This is a genomic window from Frankia sp. BMG5.23, from assembly GCF_000685765.2.
Classification (GTDB): Bacteria; Actinomycetota; Actinomycetes; order Frankiales; family Frankiaceae; genus Frankia; species Frankia casuarinae.
On the sequence record NZ_JDWE01000020.1, the window covers coordinates 74,229 to 90,433 of the forward strand.

12 protein-coding genes are annotated in these 16,205 nt (G+C 70.6%); 7 read left to right on the forward strand and 5 right to left on the reverse strand.

Annotated elements, in window-relative coordinates:
- Nucleotides 1-48 precede the first annotated feature (48 nt).
- Complete coding sequence (locus tag BMG523DRAFT_RS11580; protein ID WP_035732780.1) at nucleotides 49-570, forward strand: toxin-antitoxin system HicB family antitoxin; 522 nt, start codon at nucleotides 49-51, stop codon at nucleotides 568-570.
- A 96-nt stretch (nucleotides 571-666) separates the two neighbouring features.
- Nucleotides 667-1,509 (forward strand): DUF4097 family beta strand repeat-containing protein, encoded by an 843-nt coding sequence (locus tag BMG523DRAFT_RS11585; RefSeq protein ID WP_011436847.1) that lies wholly within the window; start codon nucleotides 667-669, stop codon nucleotides 1,507-1,509.
- 194 nt (nucleotides 1,510-1,703) lie between these two features.
- On the opposite strand, the gene BMG523DRAFT_RS11590 is transcribed toward BMG523DRAFT_RS11585, so the two are convergent.
- Nucleotides 1,704-2,762 carry a methyltransferase domain-containing protein gene (locus BMG523DRAFT_RS11590; protein ID WP_011436848.1) on the reverse strand — a complete coding sequence of 353 codons (1,059 nt, stop codon included), beginning with the start codon at nucleotides 2,760-2,762 and terminating at the stop codon, nucleotides 1,704-1,706.
- Between the two features lie 315 nt (nucleotides 2,763-3,077).
- Between BMG523DRAFT_RS11590 and BMG523DRAFT_RS11595 the strand changes: the two genes are divergently transcribed.
- Together BMG523DRAFT_RS11595 and BMG523DRAFT_RS11600 are read left to right on the forward strand one after the other, a co-directional pair.
- The gene (locus BMG523DRAFT_RS11595) at nucleotides 3,078-4,007 is read left to right on the forward strand and encodes a hypothetical protein (protein ID WP_235463095.1); all 930 of its coding nucleotides are present in this window, start codon (nucleotides 3,078-3,080) and stop codon (nucleotides 4,005-4,007) included.
- On the forward strand, nucleotides 4,004-5,497 hold the full coding sequence (locus tag BMG523DRAFT_RS11600; RefSeq protein ID WP_043591146.1) for a hypothetical protein: 1,494 nt from the start codon (nucleotides 4,004-4,006) through the stop codon (nucleotides 5,495-5,497). The genes BMG523DRAFT_RS11595 and BMG523DRAFT_RS11600 overlap by 4 nt, the downstream gene beginning before the upstream one ends.
- Before the next feature lie 192 nt (nucleotides 5,498-5,689).
- On the opposite strand, the gene BMG523DRAFT_RS11605 is transcribed toward BMG523DRAFT_RS11600, so the two are convergent.
- The gene (locus BMG523DRAFT_RS11605; RefSeq protein WP_011436856.1) at nucleotides 5,690-6,355 is read right to left on the reverse strand and encodes a response regulator transcription factor; all 666 of its coding nucleotides are present in this window, start codon (nucleotides 6,353-6,355) and stop codon (nucleotides 5,690-5,692) included.
- A complete protein-coding gene (locus BMG523DRAFT_RS11610; RefSeq protein ID WP_051623848.1) occupies nucleotides 6,352-7,791 on the reverse strand; it encodes a HAMP domain-containing sensor histidine kinase in 1,440 nt (479 codons plus the stop codon). Before BMG523DRAFT_RS11610 ends, BMG523DRAFT_RS11605 begins: the two co-directional genes overlap by 4 nt.
- 455 nt (nucleotides 7,792-8,246) lie before the next feature.
- On the opposite strand from BMG523DRAFT_RS11610, the gene BMG523DRAFT_RS11615 reads away from it, so the two are divergent.
- The 3 genes from BMG523DRAFT_RS11615 (at nucleotide 8,247) to BMG523DRAFT_RS11625 (ending at nucleotide 12,037) form a co-directional block, all read left to right on the forward strand.
- Nucleotides 8,247-9,899: an ABC transporter permease gene (locus BMG523DRAFT_RS11615; RefSeq protein ID WP_152987849.1), complete on the forward strand. Its 1,653-nt coding sequence runs from the start codon at nucleotides 8,247-8,249 to the stop codon at nucleotides 9,897-9,899.
- 103 nt (nucleotides 9,900-10,002) lie between these two features.
- Entirely contained in the window at nucleotides 10,003-10,686 is a 684-nt protein-coding gene (locus BMG523DRAFT_RS11620; protein WP_043591148.1) for an ABC transporter ATP-binding protein, read from the forward strand.
- 52 nt (nucleotides 10,687-10,738) lie between these two features.
- Nucleotides 10,739-12,037 carry an ABC transporter permease gene (locus BMG523DRAFT_RS11625; protein ID WP_043591149.1) on the forward strand — a complete coding sequence of 433 codons (1,299 nt, stop codon included), beginning with the start codon at nucleotides 10,739-10,741 and terminating at the stop codon, nucleotides 12,035-12,037.
- 82 nt (nucleotides 12,038-12,119) lie between these two features.
- Here BMG523DRAFT_RS11625 and BMG523DRAFT_RS11630 read toward each other — a convergent pair whose 3' ends face one another.
- Nucleotides 12,120-12,959 (reverse strand): alpha/beta fold hydrolase, encoded by an 840-nt coding sequence (locus BMG523DRAFT_RS11630; RefSeq protein WP_043591151.1) that lies wholly within the window; start codon nucleotides 12,957-12,959, stop codon nucleotides 12,120-12,122.
- 3 nt (nucleotides 12,960-12,962) lie between these two features.
- A partial coding sequence (locus tag BMG523DRAFT_RS11635; RefSeq protein ID WP_043591165.1) for a non-ribosomal peptide synthetase occupies nucleotides 12,963-16,205 on the reverse strand: 3,243 nt, incomplete at its 5' end.

A 16,205-nucleotide genomic window follows, 5' to 3' on the forward strand; every position in this document is an offset into this window, starting at 1 on the left:
GGCCACCAGAGCTTGCACATGACGTCAACTTGGCGCCATTATGGCGTCATGGACCTTGCACCGTATGTCGAGAACCTCCGCCGGGAACTCGCGGCAGCCGCGGAAGCCGGGGGTGAGGACGCCCGCGCGCTGGCCGAGCGGCTCGCCCTGCCGCTGGACTCGGCCGTCAGGCTCGCCCTGCTGGAGGCGCTGTCGGCCGCCGCCGACGAGATCACCCGAGAGTTGGCACCGGGCTCGGTCGAGGTACGCCTGCGTGGGCGAGACCCTGATTTTGTCGTGACGCCACCACCGGCCGACCACTCGGATGCGGACGACTTCGAGGCCGCCGTGGTCAGGCAACCGTCCGCCGCTCCAGAGGACGACGAGGGACGTACCTCGCGGATCACGCTACGCGTCCCCGAGCGTCTCAAACCGCGCATCGATGAAGCGGCCGAGCACGAAGGACTGTCCGTCAACGCCTGGCTGGTGCACGCCGTCTGCGCCGCGCTCGACCCCGGTGCCGCGGGGCGGCGCACCGGTCCGCACGCAGGCCAGCAGATGGGACTGCGTTACAGCGGCTGGGTGCGTTAGCCACGCCGGCGTTAGCCACGCCGGCGTTAGCCACGCCGGCGTTCACCGCGTCCGGGCAAGCCATGTCCAGGCTGACGACGTTACAAGGAGATCATCATGCCGACTTTTCGCACCCCCGAACCGATCCTCGCCGTCATCGAACTCGGGACCGGCCACGTCCGGATCAACGCGAGCGACCGCGCCGACACGGTCGTGGAGGTACGCCCGAGCGACCCGTCGCACGACACCGACGTGCGGACGGCGCGGGAGACCCGCATCGAATATGACAAAGGCAAGCTTCACCTCAGAGCGCCCAGGAAGACGGCCCGCTCGCTGTTCGGGTCGGACGGCTCCGTCACCGTGACAGTCGAGCTGCCCACCGGTTCGCGGGTCGAGGCGAGCTCGATGACCAACATCCAGAGCACGGGCCGCCTGGGCGATTCCAGCTTCCACACCGCCACCGGCGACATTGACCTTGACCAGACCGGCAGGCTCCGGCTGGGGACCGCCGACGGGAACGTGTCCGTGGGCCGCACGACCGGGCACGCCGAGATCAAGACCTCGAACGGCATGATCCGGATCCGCGAGATCGACGGCTCGGCGGTAGTCAAGACGGCCAACGGGGGCGTCACCATCGGTGAGGTGACGGGGGACGCACGGCTGATCACTGCCTCCGGTGCCATCACCGTCGACCGCGCGCTGGCGGGCGTCGAGGCCAGGACCGCCTCGGGCAGCGTGCGGATCGGCGAAGTGGTGCGCGGCACAGTCGCGCTCGTATCCGGTTCCGGCCGGCTCGAAGTGGGAGTACGGAAAGGTACCGCCGCCCTGCTGGACGTCCGCTCGGGACGCGGCGGCGTGCACAGCGAACTGACCGCCATCCACGCCCCCGCGCCCACCGACGAGACCGTCGAGGTGCGCGCCCGTAGCGGCGACGGCGACATCCTGATCCACCGTGCCTGACCGTTCCCGAAGCGCGAGCCGGCCCGGCTACGCCTTCCGCTCGATGGCGCCGTAGCCGCTGACCCGGGCGTCGGTCAGGTCAGCGGGCATGGTGCGTCGGGCCGCCAGCGGCGTGCCACCTGCACCCCCTCAAGGGCGGCCTTCGGCCGCCGGCAGGTCGGCCTGTCGGAGCGTTCCGCCCTCCCGTGTCCGGCTCAGCGGAGAAGGATGGCGTGGTCCGGGTTGTCGAGCCAGAAGGTTTGCCCGTCGGGAGTCACAGTGAGCCCGAACCGATCGCGGGAGGGCCGGCCGGAGTTCATCCACCAGTCGTAGGCCGTCTCCAGCTCGTCCCAGAGTCGACGCGGCCCGTACTGGGTGATCTCGTGCTCGTCCAGGCCTGCGGTCAGCGATGCCCAGGACTGCGACGGGCTGTGAGACAGCAACAGGGTGTTCGCGGGGCCGCCTTCGTCGATGTCCCCGGTCGTGCAGCCCGGCAGCCACAAGCCGACCGCGAACCCGGTCGCCGCATCATCGAAAGGCTCGCGGAGATACCGGCGGGTGGGCCTGACGTCCGCGTCGTCCTCACCCAGCCACCACACATGCGGGTCGCGCCGCTGGTTCCGTAGCCGCATGAACCCGGCCTCATCGTGGAACCGGCCGCGGGCCACACCATCGTCATCGACGACCAGAACCGCCAACGCCCCGTCGAAGGTACCGGCGAACGGGAACACGATCCGCCCCCCGGGCCGGGTCTGCTCCACCCACGAACAGGGGACCACCGACACTGACGCTGTTGCGATCACACGGTCGTACGGTGCGCCCGCCGGATAGCCCGCGGTCCCATCCCCTGCGATCACCCGCACGGGATGGCCGGTCCGGTCCAACGCCGCCCGTGCCTGTCCGGCTATCATCGGGTCGACTTCCATGCTGGTCACCTGACCGGAACCGGCCTGCACCGCGAGAAGCGCAGCGTTGTAGCCGGTACCTGTCCCGATCTCCAGCACGCGCATTCCCGGGCGCACGCCGAGGAGATCAAGCATCCGGTCGACCACCCACCGCGCACTACACGAACTGGTCGGGATGATCCCCTTACCGTCGTACTTGTCCCTACCATCGTCTACCTGGGTGGTGATCGCCTGATCGCTACGGACCAGCGCCAACCACCCTTCCGGATCTTCGCTTCGACGGAGCGGAACCAGGAAGAATCCGTCATCACCGGTCACCCAGACCTCATCCGGGATGAAGTCCTCCCGGTTCACCACCCGCCCGCTCATGCCTTCCCGGTGCCCTTGCATAGCTGACAGGTTTTCTTCTCCTTCGTCCCGTCGTTGACAACTTCGACCGTCCCATCACCGGAACACCCAGGACAGGCCACCGGCTTCGAGTGCTTCCCCACGCCGAACTGCCTCTCCCCCCTCGGGATCTACCAGCCGCCATAATCTCACCGGAGCAGACGCAGCCGAGGCACGATGCCCATCACCTGCTGGCCCTGTAACCACCGAAGCCACAGGCAGCGCCGTGGTCGGTATGCCTGTTGGGCTGCGATATCGTGGCGGGTGCTGGAACGTGGCTGGGTATTCGGGGGGCCCGTGGGCGTCGCCATTGTTGATGCGGTCAAGCTTGCGAAAGACAACAAGCGTTCGTACGAGCAGCTCGAAGCTCGCTGTCGGCTGCTGGCCGGGCGAATGGCTGCCGAGACAGAGGCTCAGCAGCGGGCCCGTGCTGAGCTGTATGACGTGGCGCTGGTGCCGTTCCAGGAGGTGTTCAGTCGGCTGAAGAACGTCGATCTGGCTGAGCTCGGGGAGATCGACCTGCTGGTCGGCGGGGAGCTGCCGGACGTCGAACTGCGTCGGCTACGGATCAGTGTGGTCCAGTCACTGGGGGCGCTGGCTGCTGGGGCGGTGGCCGGCGCCGGGGCGGGTGGTGCGACGTTCGCGGCGGTCGGGGCCTTGGCGACGGCCACCACTGGGACGGCGATTTCAGGGCTGTCCGGTGCTGCGGCGACGAGCGCGACGTTGGCCTGGCTGGGCGGCGGGTCGATCGCCGCCGGTGGTGGTGGGGTCGCGGTCGGGACGACCGTGCTGGCGGGCATCGTGGCGGCGCCGGTGGTCATTGCTGTGGGCGGGGTGCTCGAGTGGCAGGGGCGCAGGGCCCGCACCGGTCAGCGCGAGACAGCGGCGCAGATCGCCGAGGCGGCGGCTGACTTCGGACGGGCGCAGGCGCAGGCGGCCCTCGTGCGTCGGCGCAGCCGGCAGGTCCGGGACATTCTCAAGGACCTGCGCGTCGCGATGACCGTCCGGCTGCCGCTGCTGGATACGCTCGTCACCGCCAACCCGGACTATGCGACCTACACGATCGCGCAGCGGCAGCGGGTGGCACAGCTCGTCGGGGTCGCCTCGACCGCGGTGACGGTGATGAGTACGCCGATCGCCGGCGAGGACGGAACGGTGGATGTGCAGGTTCGCCAGGTCGTTCTCAACGCCAAGCAGCGGCTGCTCGCCCTGCCCCGGCCAGCGTGACCACCTCTCATTCTGCCCTGCCTCACGGCAGACGCGAGAGGCATATCGGGCTGCTTCCCGGTGGGGCGGACGCCGCGGTCTGGTCGATCATCGACCAGACGACCCGCCGGACCGCGGCGGAGGTGGTCGAGACACTGAACGGCCGCGACACTGTCGTCAAGCTGGCGCGGCGGTATGCCAACCATGGCAATCCGCAGCGTGCCGGGCACCTGTTCGAGGTGATGCACGCGGTCGGATTCAACCGGCACGCGGCCCGCGCGGGCTCGACGGTACGCGCCCAGGTCCTGGAATGGACACAGGGCGGTCCGCAGAATGGTCCGGTCGACATCCGGCTGTCTGACGGTGGCCGGATGGTCGCCGAGGTGCAGGCCAAACTCGTCGACCGGGTGTCGGACACGACCCGCCAGATCTCGCGATCCGCATATCAGGGCATGGGGCGACTGGTCGCAGGAGACCGGGTCGACGCCGTCCACGACCTGCTCGACCGGCGGCTGGGCATGAACCAGGAGGGGATCTACTTCGAGGGCTACGCCGACGCGGCGGCTTTCAGCACCGACCGGCTCACGCACGGGTCGGTGCACAGCGATTCGATCAGCTACCGGCAGACGCAGGACGCCGCCCACAACCCGGCCCGATGGGCCAACCACCAGATCGCCGCCGCAGCCGGGCGAGACATCGCCACCTCCAGCCTCGCTGGAGCCGCCGCAGGCGCGCTCGTCGGCGCCATGGTCACCACGGCCAGCGAGACCGCCCGGATCCGTGCCGGCGAGACCTCCGCTGGCGCCGCAGTCATCACGGTCGCTGGCGGCACCGCCCGCAACGCCGCCCGCTCCGGTGCTATCGGCACGATCTCCGCTTCCGTCCGCACCGCGGCCAGCAGCGGTCTTCTGCCCAAGGCGCTGGGCAGCGGTACCGTGCCCGCCGCCATGGCTGACGCCGTGTGGGCCGTCGCCGACGCCGGCCTGGACCTGGCCCGCGGTCGCATCGACCCCGGCGAGTTCGCTGCCCGCAGCGTGACGGGGACCGCCAGGACCGGCCTGATGTGGGCCGGCGGCCTGGTCGGGCAGACCGTCGTCCCCGTCCCCGTCCTCGGAGCCCTCGTCGGTGGTGTCGTTGCGCAGGCCACCGCCGCCATCATCATCCAAGGACTCCAGCTCGCGATCGTCGCGGCCCGCGCCGACGGCGCCAGCCCCGAGCTACTCGCGGTCCTGGAAGCCGAGACCGTCACCACCGCGGCCACGGCCGCGCTGATCGGCCAGGCGACCATGACTCTCGGCGAGGATCAGCGCACTCAGGTCACCCGCGCCGCGCTACCCGACCTCGCCCACGTCCAGACGACGCTCACCACCAGCGATCCCAGCACCGCAATCATCGAACTTGCCACCGTTACCTGCCACCACGCCAACCAGCCGCTGTTCACCACCCTCGACGAATTCAACCAGTGGATGGCCGACACCGACGCTCCGCTCATCCTCAACCCGAACTGGTAACCCGAACTGGTAACCCACACCGAGCGCGCACCACGTTTCCCCGATCCGGCCGGTGGCACACCGGCCGGGTCTCGAGACCACGTCATCGGGAGACAACGAGGACCGGAACGGCATCGTCGATCTGGCCAGGTAGGGCATCACGGCAGACGACGGCGAAAGACCACCCAGATTGCCCACGTGCGCCCCGCCGGGTCAGTCGGCCGGGATGATCCGGTAGCCGACCCCCGCGAGCGTCTCGATGACGGGCGGGTCGCCGAGTTTGCGACGCAGCCGTCCAATGGTGACCGAGACGGTCTTGGTGAAGGGGTCCGCGTACTCGTCCCAGACCTGTTCGAGCAGCCGCTCGGCACTCAGCGGGGCCGGCATCGCGCGCAACAGTGCCTCCAGTACGGCGAATTCCTTGGCGGAGAGATCGAGTCGCCGCCCGTCACGGATGGCGGTGTGGCGCAGTGGGTCGAGTTCGACACCGCCGGCTTTGAGGACGCGTGGCTGCGCGGTGGGCCGACGCCGGGCCAGTGCCCGCACCCGTAGGACGAGTTCGGGAAAGTGGAAGGGTTTGGGGAGGTAGTCGTCCGCGCCGAGGCTCAGCCCGGTGACACGATCGGCGCTGGTGTCGGCCGCGGTGAGCATCAGAACCATGGCCGGGTCCTCGGAATCTATGATCATCCGGCACAACATGTCACCGTTCAGGCCGGGGAGGTCACGGTCGAGCAGCACGACGTCGTAGCGGTTGACATCGAGTTTGGCGGCGGCGTCGAGACCGTCGTAGCTGACATCGACGGCCATGCCGTGGTCACGGAGGCCTTCGGCGATGTCGTCGGCGAGGCGGTGCACGTCCTCGACGACGAGCACTCTCACCGCGACCCCCCGGGCCTCACCGCGACCCCGGCCTCACCGCGACCCCCCGGCACCCCCGGCACCCCCGGCACCCTCGGCACCCTCGGCACCCCCGACACCGGAGCGCGGCCGACGAGCGGCATGGTGATGACGGCCCGCAGACCGCCCTCGGGTCGGGCGCTCAGGTGCAGAGCGCCGTCATGGGCCGCGGCGATCGCGGCGACGATCGACAGCCCGAGCCCGACGCTGCCGGCGGTCGTGCGGTCGGCGGCCAGGCGGCGAAACGGCTGCCCGAGCTGCTGGACGTCGGCGTCGTCGAGCGGCGGCCCGGCGTTCTCGATCGTCAGGTGGGCAATCCTGGCGTCATCCGTGCCGCCGGTGGCGGGGTGGCAGCGGACCTGGACCTGGACGTGGACGAAGCCACCGGGATGGTTGTAGCGCAGGGCGTTGTCGAGGAGGTTGTCGACCAGGCGCCGCAGCAGCGTCGGGTTTCCGATGATCTCGACGGCCGCGAGCTGACGGTGGATGTGCACGCCCAGCTCGGCGGCGTGAGGTTCGCGGGCTGCCAGCGCGGCGACGACGAGGCCGGTGAGCGAGACGGCGGCATCATTGCCGGGTGCCCCCTGATGGGCCCGCGCCAGGGTGAGGAAATTCTCGATCAGCCGGTCGGCCTGGTCGAGTCCCTCGCGAAGCTTGCCGGCGAGCACGGTGACCTCCCGCGGCACGGGCTGGGGTTTGCCCTCGGCGACATCGAGCGAGGTCCGCATCATCGTGAGCGGGGTGCGCAGCTCGTGGGAGGCATTGGCGACGAAGCGTCGCTGCGCCTCGAACGCGGTCTCCAGGCGGGCCAGCAGCCCGTCTATGGTGTCACCAAGGTCGGTGAGTTCATCCTGCGGGCCGGGTAGGTCCAGGCGCTCGTGCAGGTTCTCCTGGGAGATCCGCAGGGTGGTCGCGGTCATCGTGCGCAACGGGCGCAGCACCCGGCCCGCCACCAGCCAGCCGAGCCAGATCGACACAACCGCCATGATCGCCAGTGCGATCCCGGACTCGACGAGCAACTGGTGCAGGTAGCTGTGGTGGACCTGCGAGGCGACCGCCGACGAGGCCCGTGGCGGGGCCGGTTGCCCGTTGAGTGGGCCGCCCTGGGTTTCCGGCATGCCGGTCGGGGTGGTGGTGATCTGGATGGTGGCGGTGACGTGCAGCACCAGAAGATACGTGATCGCCAGCAGCGCGGCGCCGGACAGGACGAACAAGCTGCCGTAGAGCAGCGTCAGGCGCAATCGGACCGTGCGCGGGAGCAGCCTCGCCCACGGCCACCGACGGAGGCGGGCGACCAGCCCGCTGGAACGCGGGGCGGCAGCGGCGGCTGACACCGCCCGCCGAGCCGGCTCGGGCGGCTCGGCGGGTGTACCGGACGCCGCGGCAGCCGTCCTCGCCCGCTCGGCCAGGTCACTCACGCTTGGCTGCCACCTCTCGCAGATCCCGCACTGGAACCACCGTGCGCTGAAACCACCGTGCGCTGAAACCACCGTCGCCTGTTGGCGCATGCGAACGGGAACCGGCTTCGGTGCGACCTTCCGCCCTCCCAGGATCCCACCCGCGCGGGTAACAGGGCGGTAACAGCTGACGTTGACCCCGTGTTGCCGCCCCCGTCATATCAACGTCCCAGTAACCGGACGCAGCCGAGAATCGGACCGAGCGCCGATCCCGCACCTGACGAGGACGTGAGCGAGATGAACAACACACCACAGGCCACACCACAGGCCATGCCGCAGACCACACCACAGACCAGAGCCGCGGACCGGTACCCCGCGACGCCCGCAGCGACGCCCGCAGCGACCAGGCGGTCTTCGGCGGCGCGCAGGACGGTCGGCGCCGCGGCGGTTGCCCTGTGCCTGCTCGGCGCCGCCGCGTGCCAGGGCTCGAAGACGTCGCCCGATCCCGGGTCGGCTACCAGCTCGCCGGCTACCAGCTCGCCGGCTACCAGCTCGCCCGACCCGGGTCAGGTTCAGCAGCAGCAACAACAGCAGGCCCCGGGTGGTGGATCGCGGCCAGATCTGGGTACCCCGTTCACGCCGTCCGGGCATTCGTCGGCGAGCCTGCCCCCGCTGTCCGGAAACGGGTCATGACCGCGCTCGGCACCCACAGGCCGGCCCACGCACCGGCGACATCCTCGAGCAGGTTCTTCGTGACCTACCTGCTGCGCGGCCTGCGGGGACGGGCCCGGCAGACAGTGATCGTCGCGGTCGGTCTGGCGGTGGGGGTCGCTGCGGTGGTCACGCTGACCGCGGCGTCGACGGGCGTGAGCCGGGCGCAGACCACGGTGCTCCACTCGCTATACGGGGTGGGCACCGACATCTCGGTGACGACGGCGGCCACCAGCGGCTCGGGTTCGAGCGGTTCGGGTTCGAATCAGGGCCTGGTCACGTCCGGAGACGCGGGCAAGGAGTTCTTCCGGCTGCCGCCCGGCCTCGGGCTGCTGGATTCCTCAGCCCTGGCCCCGATCTCGAAGATGTCCGGCGTGGCCGAGGTCGCGGGCGGCCTGAGCGTGGGTGAGACGGTCGTCGGCCCGACGCCGTCCACCGGCGGGCTGCCCAGCCTCACCTCGACCAGCATCGACGGGGTCGATGTCGCGCACCTCAAGCTCGGCCCGTACGCCTCCGGCACGCTCACCTCGGGCCGGTCCTTCACCACCGCGGACGCCGACGCCGACCGCGCCGTGATCGACGCGCGTTACGCGGCCGCGCACCACCTTGGGGTGGGCTCGACGATCATGATCGCCAAGACCCGCTTCACCGTGATCGGCATCATCAGCCAACCAGCCGCCAGCGACCCGGAGGACGTCTTCATCCCGCTCGGCCGCGCCCGGGCACTCGCCTCCTCCGCCCGGCCCGACCTGGCCGGGAAGCTCACCGCGATCTACGTGGCCGCCGCCGGCGCGGCCGACATCCCCACCGTGCACGACAAGATCGCCAAGCTGCTCCCGAGTGCCACCGTCACCAGCTCGTCGGACCTGGCCAGCAGGGTCAGCGGGTCGCTGGCCAGCGCCGCCGACCTCGCGCGCGACCTCGGCCGCTGGCTGGCCGTGGCGATGCTCCTCGCCGCATTCGCGCTGGCCGCCCTGCTGACCACCGCCGCGGTGCGGCGGCGGGTTCGCGAGTTCGGCACGCTCAAGGCACTCGGGTGGCATACCCGGCGCATCATCGCCCAGATCATGGCCGAATCGCTCGTGACCGGCCTGGCCGGAGCCGCGGTCGGAATCGGGCTCGGGTTCGCCGGCGCCGCCGTCATCGACGCGATCGCCCCCACGCTGACCGCGGCCGTCGCCCTGAACCCCGGCTCGACACCACCCCAGGGCGCGCTGATCAAGAACGGCAGCCTCGAGACGATGACGCTGCCCGGCGGGGTGCACACCCTCAGCGTCCACCTGCACGCCACCGTCGGGGCCGCGACGATCCTGCTCGCGGTCGTGCTCGCGATCGTCGGCGCGGTCCTCGCCGGCGCGCTCGGCAGCTGGCGCGTCGCCCGGCTGCGCCCGGCCCACGCCCTCGTCCGCGTCGCCTGACCAGCCCACCAGCACACCAGCACACCAGCCCCGGCCACTCGCACCCGCTTACCGCCCTTCCCGAGGTCGAACCGAGCTTTCCCGAGATCGAATCGAGAACCCGATGTACACCCTTACCGGCGTTTCCAAGACCTTCCGCGCCCGTGGCAGCACCGTCACCGCGGTGCGGGACCTGAGCCTGTCCATTGCCGACGGCGAATGGCTCGCCATCCAGGGCCGCACCGGCAGCGGCAAGAGCACCCTGCTGCAGCTGTTGGGCGGCATGGACCGGCCCAGCACCGGCACCGTCAACCTCGACGGTCAGGACCTGGCCACGATGTCCGAGAAACAGCTCACCGAGATCCGTGCCGCCCGGGTCGGCTTCGTGTTCCAGATGTTCAACCTCATCCCCACCCTGTCCGCGATCGAGAACGTCGAAGCCGCCCTTGTTCCGCTGCGCACCCCCGCTGTCCAGCGCCGGGAACGCGCGGCGGCAGCGCTGGCGTCCGTGGGCCTGGCCGATCGAGCCGGGCACCTGCCCTCCGAGCTGTCCGGCGGCCAGCAACAACGCGTGGGGATCGCCCGGGCCCTGGTCAAGGAACCCAGCGTGCTGCTCGCCGACGAGCCCACCGGCAACCTCGACGTCGACACCCGCGACGAGATCCTCACGCTGCTCGAACAGATCTGGACCGCCAACCAGCTCACGCTCGTGCTCGTCACCCACGACAGCGCCGTCGCGGCCCTCGCCGAACGTGTTGCCGTCATGAACGACGGCAAGCTGGACATCACCGGTACGCGGATCGGGTGACCGGCATGTCAAACGCACGCCGCCGGTCGGCGAACGCACGATCGGAGCCCTCATGTTCGTCCTGACCTATCTTCGACGTGAACTGCGGCACCGGTCGCGTCAGGCGATGCTCGTCGCCACGGGGCTCGCCGTCGGCGTCGGGCTCGTCCTCACCACGACGGCTACCGCCGCCGCGGTCGACGACGCGCAGACCGCGGTGCTACACACGCTGAACGGGATCGGCACCGACCTCACCGTCACCGCCACACCATCGGCCGACCGTCGCACCGGCGCGGACGGCAGCGGCAGCGCGGACGGCGCGAGCAGCACGGGCCTGTCGGTGGCCGGCGGGGCGGTGCTGGATTCGTCGACGGTGCGGGCCATCGCCGGGCTGGCGCACGTCGCCGGCGTCGCGGACTCGTTGGTCCTGAGCGAGATCACCCTCCCGCCGACCGGCTCGGGCGGCATCCCGACCAGCACGAGGATCGACGGGATCGACGTCACGCGCCTGGGCCTCGGGCCAGCCGCGTCCGCCACGCTCCGCTCGGGCCGTCCCCTGTCCCGGGCCGACAGCCGCGGCGACGTCGCGGTCATCGACACCCAGTACGCCGCCGCCCACCACCTTGGCGTCGGATCGACGATCACCGTTGCCGGGACCCGGTTCGCCGTCGTCGGGATCGTCTCCCAACCCACGGCCACCGGCGCGGCCAGCATCTACCTCCCGCTCGCTGCCGCCCAGCGGCTGCCCGCCGGCCAGCACTCGAAGCCGCTGGCGGGGAAGGTGAGTACGATCTACGTCTCGGCGAGCACCGCGGCCGACGTCGGCGCGGTCGAAACCGAGCTCGCCGCGCTCCTGCCCTCGGCCACCCTCAGCAGCTCACGCGACCTCGCCGAGGCGGTCAACGGCTCTCTCGCCAGCGCCACCACCCTCATGCACGATCTCGGCACCTGGCTCACCGTGGGCGTGCTGTTGGCCACCGTCGCCGCCGCCAGCCTGTTCACCCTCGCCTCCGTAACCCGGCGGACGCGCGAACTCGGAACCCTGAAAGCGATCGGCTGGACCAGCTGGCGCGTCATCACGCAGATCATGGCCGAGTCCGGCACGGTCGGCCTCGCCGGCGCGGCGCTCGGAGTCGCGGTCGGCTACGCCGGCATCGGTCTTGTCAACGCGGTCGCACCGACCCTGACCGCCACCGTCGGCACCGGCACGGGCGCGCACAACCTCGCCGTGCACCTGAACGCACACACCGAGCCAAGCACCCTCGCGGCGGCGGCCCTGATCGCCATCGCCGCGGCCCTGATCGCCGGCACGCTCGCGGCCTGGCGCACGACCCGGCTGCGGCCGGCCCACGCCCTGGCCGAGGTCGAATGAACGCCAAGGCTCCCACGCACCTCCATCACCGGCGGCCGGGGCTCGATGACGGAACGGGTCAGCCGTGTTGATTACCGCGGCACTACGTGACGATGACCTGACCGGGCACTGCGCCGGTCGTTTGCCGAGCAAAGAAGCCCAGAATGGCCGAGTTCACTTCGGTGGGGCGTTCCAGGTAGCCGTAGTGGCCGCAGCCCGGAATTTCTTCGTAGGTGGCTCCCGGGATGGCGTCGGCGACTTCGCGGCACAGCGGTGGACGGACTATCAGGTCGTCCTGGAAGCCGATCACCAGACAGGGGCACTGGATATGCGCGAAGCCCGGCCGGCGGTCGGGGATGAGTTCCAGGCCCAGTTGGCCGCGGGCCGCCGAGAGGGTCACCGCGGAGACCTCGAAGACGTCGAGCCAGTCCCTGATCTGCCGTTCGTCGTTGAGCGTACGCGGCGAGAGGCTCTGCAGCGCATGCATGAAAGCCGCATAACGCGCAGGTACCGTGACACCGCTGTCGTACAGCTCTATTTCGGCTAGGGACATGGCGGTGGCCAGCGCGTCGGACCTGCCGCGGGTCGCCATCAGCACGGCCTGCCCGACCAACCGGGGCCGGGCGACGAGCAGCTCCTGCACGATCATGGCGCCGAGTGAGAAGCCCACAACCCGGCAGCCCTCGACGCCCAGATGCTCGATGAGGGCGGCGGTGTCGGCCACCATGTCGGCCAGCGTGAACCCCTCAGGCCCGGCGTCGGAGGGCGGAATGCCCCGGTTGTCCATCGTGATGACGCGGTAGCCCGCGGCTCGCAGCGCCGGCACCTGGTGGGTCCGCCAGACGCGCCCGGGGGCTCCCGTCCCGGTGACCAGGAGGACCGGCGCTCCCACGCCGTAGTCATCGAAGCTCAGGTTGATCCCGTTGATCCGAGCCACCGGCATCGGCTAGTCCTCCATCGCGATTTCCGCTTCCAGCTCCTCAAGCTGCTGCTGGGCCAGGCTGAGCAGCGGAAAGTCGGACGGGCTGTGCCCGCCGGCCCCCGGGCGGCCCGCCTGAGCGGCCAGCCCGGTCAGCATCGCCACCCACCCGTCGGTCAGCTCCCGCACCGCGTCCGGCTCGAGAAGACCGGCGGGCCACGACAGCGACACGGTGAGCTCGGGCCCGTCGGGCCCGTCTTCGACGATCCCGTCCGCCTCCAGCGCGTGCGCGACGGGCATCCGCTCGGGCATGTCCCCGCCCAGCGCCACCGGCTGCCACTCCTCCTGCCTGGCCGAGGTGGTGAACCGGCCCAGGTAGTTGAACCCGATCTGCGGCACCGGTGGCGCGGCCAGCGCCGGTCCCGTGACCATGTTGAGATAGCGCAGCACGCCGAAGCCCAGGCCATCGCCCGGCACCGCCCGCACCTGCTCCTTCACCCGCTTGATCACCACGCCCGCGGCATCGCCACCCGCCCGTACCTCGGCGAAGTCCACCCGACCCGGGTCCAGCCGGACGGGATGCACGCTGGTGAACCAGCCGACCGTACGCGACAGATCCACGTCATCGGCCAGCGGCTCGCGCCCGTGCCCCTCCACATCCACCAGCACCGGGCCTGGCACCCCGCGCCATTCGGTCACCGCCAGCGACAGACCTGTCAGCAGCACGTCGTCGATCCCGGCGTGGAACACCGCGGGTACGGTTGTCAGCAGCGCCGCCGTCACGTCACGCGGCACCGGGACCGACACCCGCCGTACGCTCGACACCGTGTCGCGAGCGGGGTCCAGGGGACGCCCGCCCAGCGGCGGCTCGGGATCGGCCAGCAACCGCTGCCACCCAGGCAGTTCCGCCACCCGCGCCGGGTCGTCCGCCGAGCCGGCCAGCAGCCCCGCCCACCGGCGGAACGAGGTGCCCACCGGCTCCAGCGAAGCCCCCGTACAGGCCGCCGCCAGGTCCGGCAGCAGCACCCGCCACGACACCCCGTCGACCACCAGGTGGTGCGCCACCAGCAGCACCCGGCCGGGGGCATCCGGCCCCCGATCCAGCCACACCACCTGCAGCATCACCCCGGCCTCCGGATCGAGCCGCCGCGCCGCCGACCGGCCCACCGCGGCCACCAGCGAGGTCAGCTCGGGCCCGGTCAGACCGGCGGCGTCCACCCGGTGCACCGACGAGGAGGCGTCCAGACCAGGCGGCGGAATGTCCAGCCGCCACGAGGCGACGTCCGGGCCGGGGCACACCAGCCGCGCCCGCAGCGCGTCGTGCCGGTCCACCAGAGCCTGGACCGCCGTGACCAACCGGCCCTCGCCCAGCCCAGCCGGCACGATCGTCAGCACCGACTGGGAGAACCGGCGCAGCCCGGTCCGCTCGGCCACCCAACGCATCACCGGGATCAACGGGACCTCACCGACGGCCAGGTCGTCGACCGCCGGTCCGGCGGGCCTGCTCTCCGCCACCAGCGCGAGGCGGGCGGGCGTCTTGTCCTCGAACACCTGCCTGGGCGTGATCACCATGCCCGCACGGCGGGCCCGGGCCACCAGCTGCATCGACATGATCGAGTCGCCGCCGAGGTCGAAGAAGCTGTCGTCGGCCCCGACGTACTCCAGGTGCAGCAGCTCGGCGAACAGCGCGCACAGCGCTTCCTCGACGGGCGTCCGGGGCTCCCGGCCACCGGCCAGGCCCGCGAAGTCGGGAGCCGGCAGCGCGTCCCGGTCCAGCTTGCCGTTGACCGTCAACGGCAACGCGTCCAGCAGCACTACCGCGGAAGGAACCATGTAGTCCGGCAACAGCCCGGCCGCGAAGTCCCGGAGGTCCGAGCCGTCCCCGGCGGTCCCGGCGGTCCCGGCGAGATAGGCCACGAGGTGCCGGTGGCCGGGCTGGTCCTCACGCATCACGACGGCGACCTGGTCGACGGCGGGATGCCCGGACAGCACGGCCTCGATCTCGCCGGGCTCGATCCGGAAACCACGGATCTTCACCTGCGCATCCGCCCGCCCCGCGAACACCAGCCCACCATCGCCGGTCCACCGGGCCAGGTCACCCGTGCGGTACATGCGCTCCCCCGACCCCCCGAACGGGCAGGCCACGAACCGCTCCCCGGTCAACGCGGGACGATTGAGATAGCCACGGGCCAGCCCGGCACCCGCCACATAAAGCTCACCGACCACCCCGGGAGGCACCGGCCGCAGGAACTCGTCCAACACATACGTCCGGACACCCGGCAACGGGCCACCCACCACACTGCCCGTCCCCGCCACCACCCGCTCCCGGTCCAACGCGATGTGCGTGACATGGACCGTCGTCTCGGTAATGCCGTACATGTTGACCAACACCGGGACGTCGCCGGGATACCGGTCATACCACTGCCGCAACCGGGCAGGTTCCAGCGCCTCACCACCGAACACCACATACCGCAACGAGGAACCGACCCCGGCAGCAGCCAACTCACCGATCACCTGATAGAACGCCGACGGAGTCTGGCTGAGCACCGTCACACCCGTCCGGCTCAGCAACTCAACGAACTCCCGCGGCGACCGACTCACCGAGTGCGCCACCACCACAACCCGGCCACCGAGCAGCAACGCACCGAACATCTCCCACACCGAAAAATCGAAGGCATAGGAGTGGAACAAACTCCACACATCATCGGCGCCCAGCCCGTACACCCGACCCGCCGTCTCGATGAGGGCAGCCACATTACGCTGCGGAATCAGCACACCCTTCGGCGTACCCGTCGACCCCGACGTATAGATCACATACGCCGGATGCCCCGGCCGCAACGACCGGACCCGCTCGGCATCCCGCACCGCCGTACCAGGCAGCCCAGCCAGCACACGAACCGTATCCGGGGCGTCCACGACAACCCTGACCGCCCCGTGCTCAGGCAACGCCCCCACGGTCCGCGCCGTACCCAACGTCACCACGGGAGCGGCATCGGCCAGCATAAACGCCTGCCGGGCGGCCGGATACTCCGGATCCACCGGCAGATAAGCCGCCCCCGCCTTCAGCACCGCCAGCAACGCCACCACCATCTCCACCGACCGGGGCAACGCCACCGCCACAATCCGTTCCGGCCCCACCCCCAAACCCACCAACAGACGAGCCAGCCGGTTCACCGCGGCATCCAACTCCGCATAGGTCAACCGCACATCCTCACAGACCACCGCCACCGCATCAGGCCGCGCGACCACCTGCGCCTGAAACATCTCCGG

Excerpts from the sequence above, each read along its gene's own strand:
- BMG523DRAFT_RS11580 (WP_035732780.1), top strand. The coding sequence starts at position 49 with ATGGACCTTGCACCGTATGTCGAGAACCTCCGCCGGGAACTCGCGGCA.
- BMG523DRAFT_RS11585 (WP_011436847.1), top strand. The coding sequence starts at position 667 with ATGCCGACTTTTCGCACCCCCGAACCGATCCTCGCCGTCATCGAACTC.
- BMG523DRAFT_RS11590 (WP_011436848.1), bottom strand. The coding sequence starts at position 2,762 with ATGAGCGGGCGGGTGGTGAACCGGGAGGACTTCATCCCGGATGAGGTC.
- BMG523DRAFT_RS11620 (WP_043591148.1), top strand. The coding sequence starts at position 10,003 with ATGTACACCCTTACCGGCGTTTCCAAGACCTTCCGCGCCCGTGGCAGC.
- BMG523DRAFT_RS11625 (WP_043591149.1), top strand. The coding sequence starts at position 10,739 with ATGTTCGTCCTGACCTATCTTCGACGTGAACTGCGGCACCGGTCGCGT.
- BMG523DRAFT_RS11630 (WP_043591151.1), bottom strand. The coding sequence starts at position 12,959 with ATGCCGGTGGCTCGGATCAACGGGATCAACCTGAGCTTCGATGACTAC.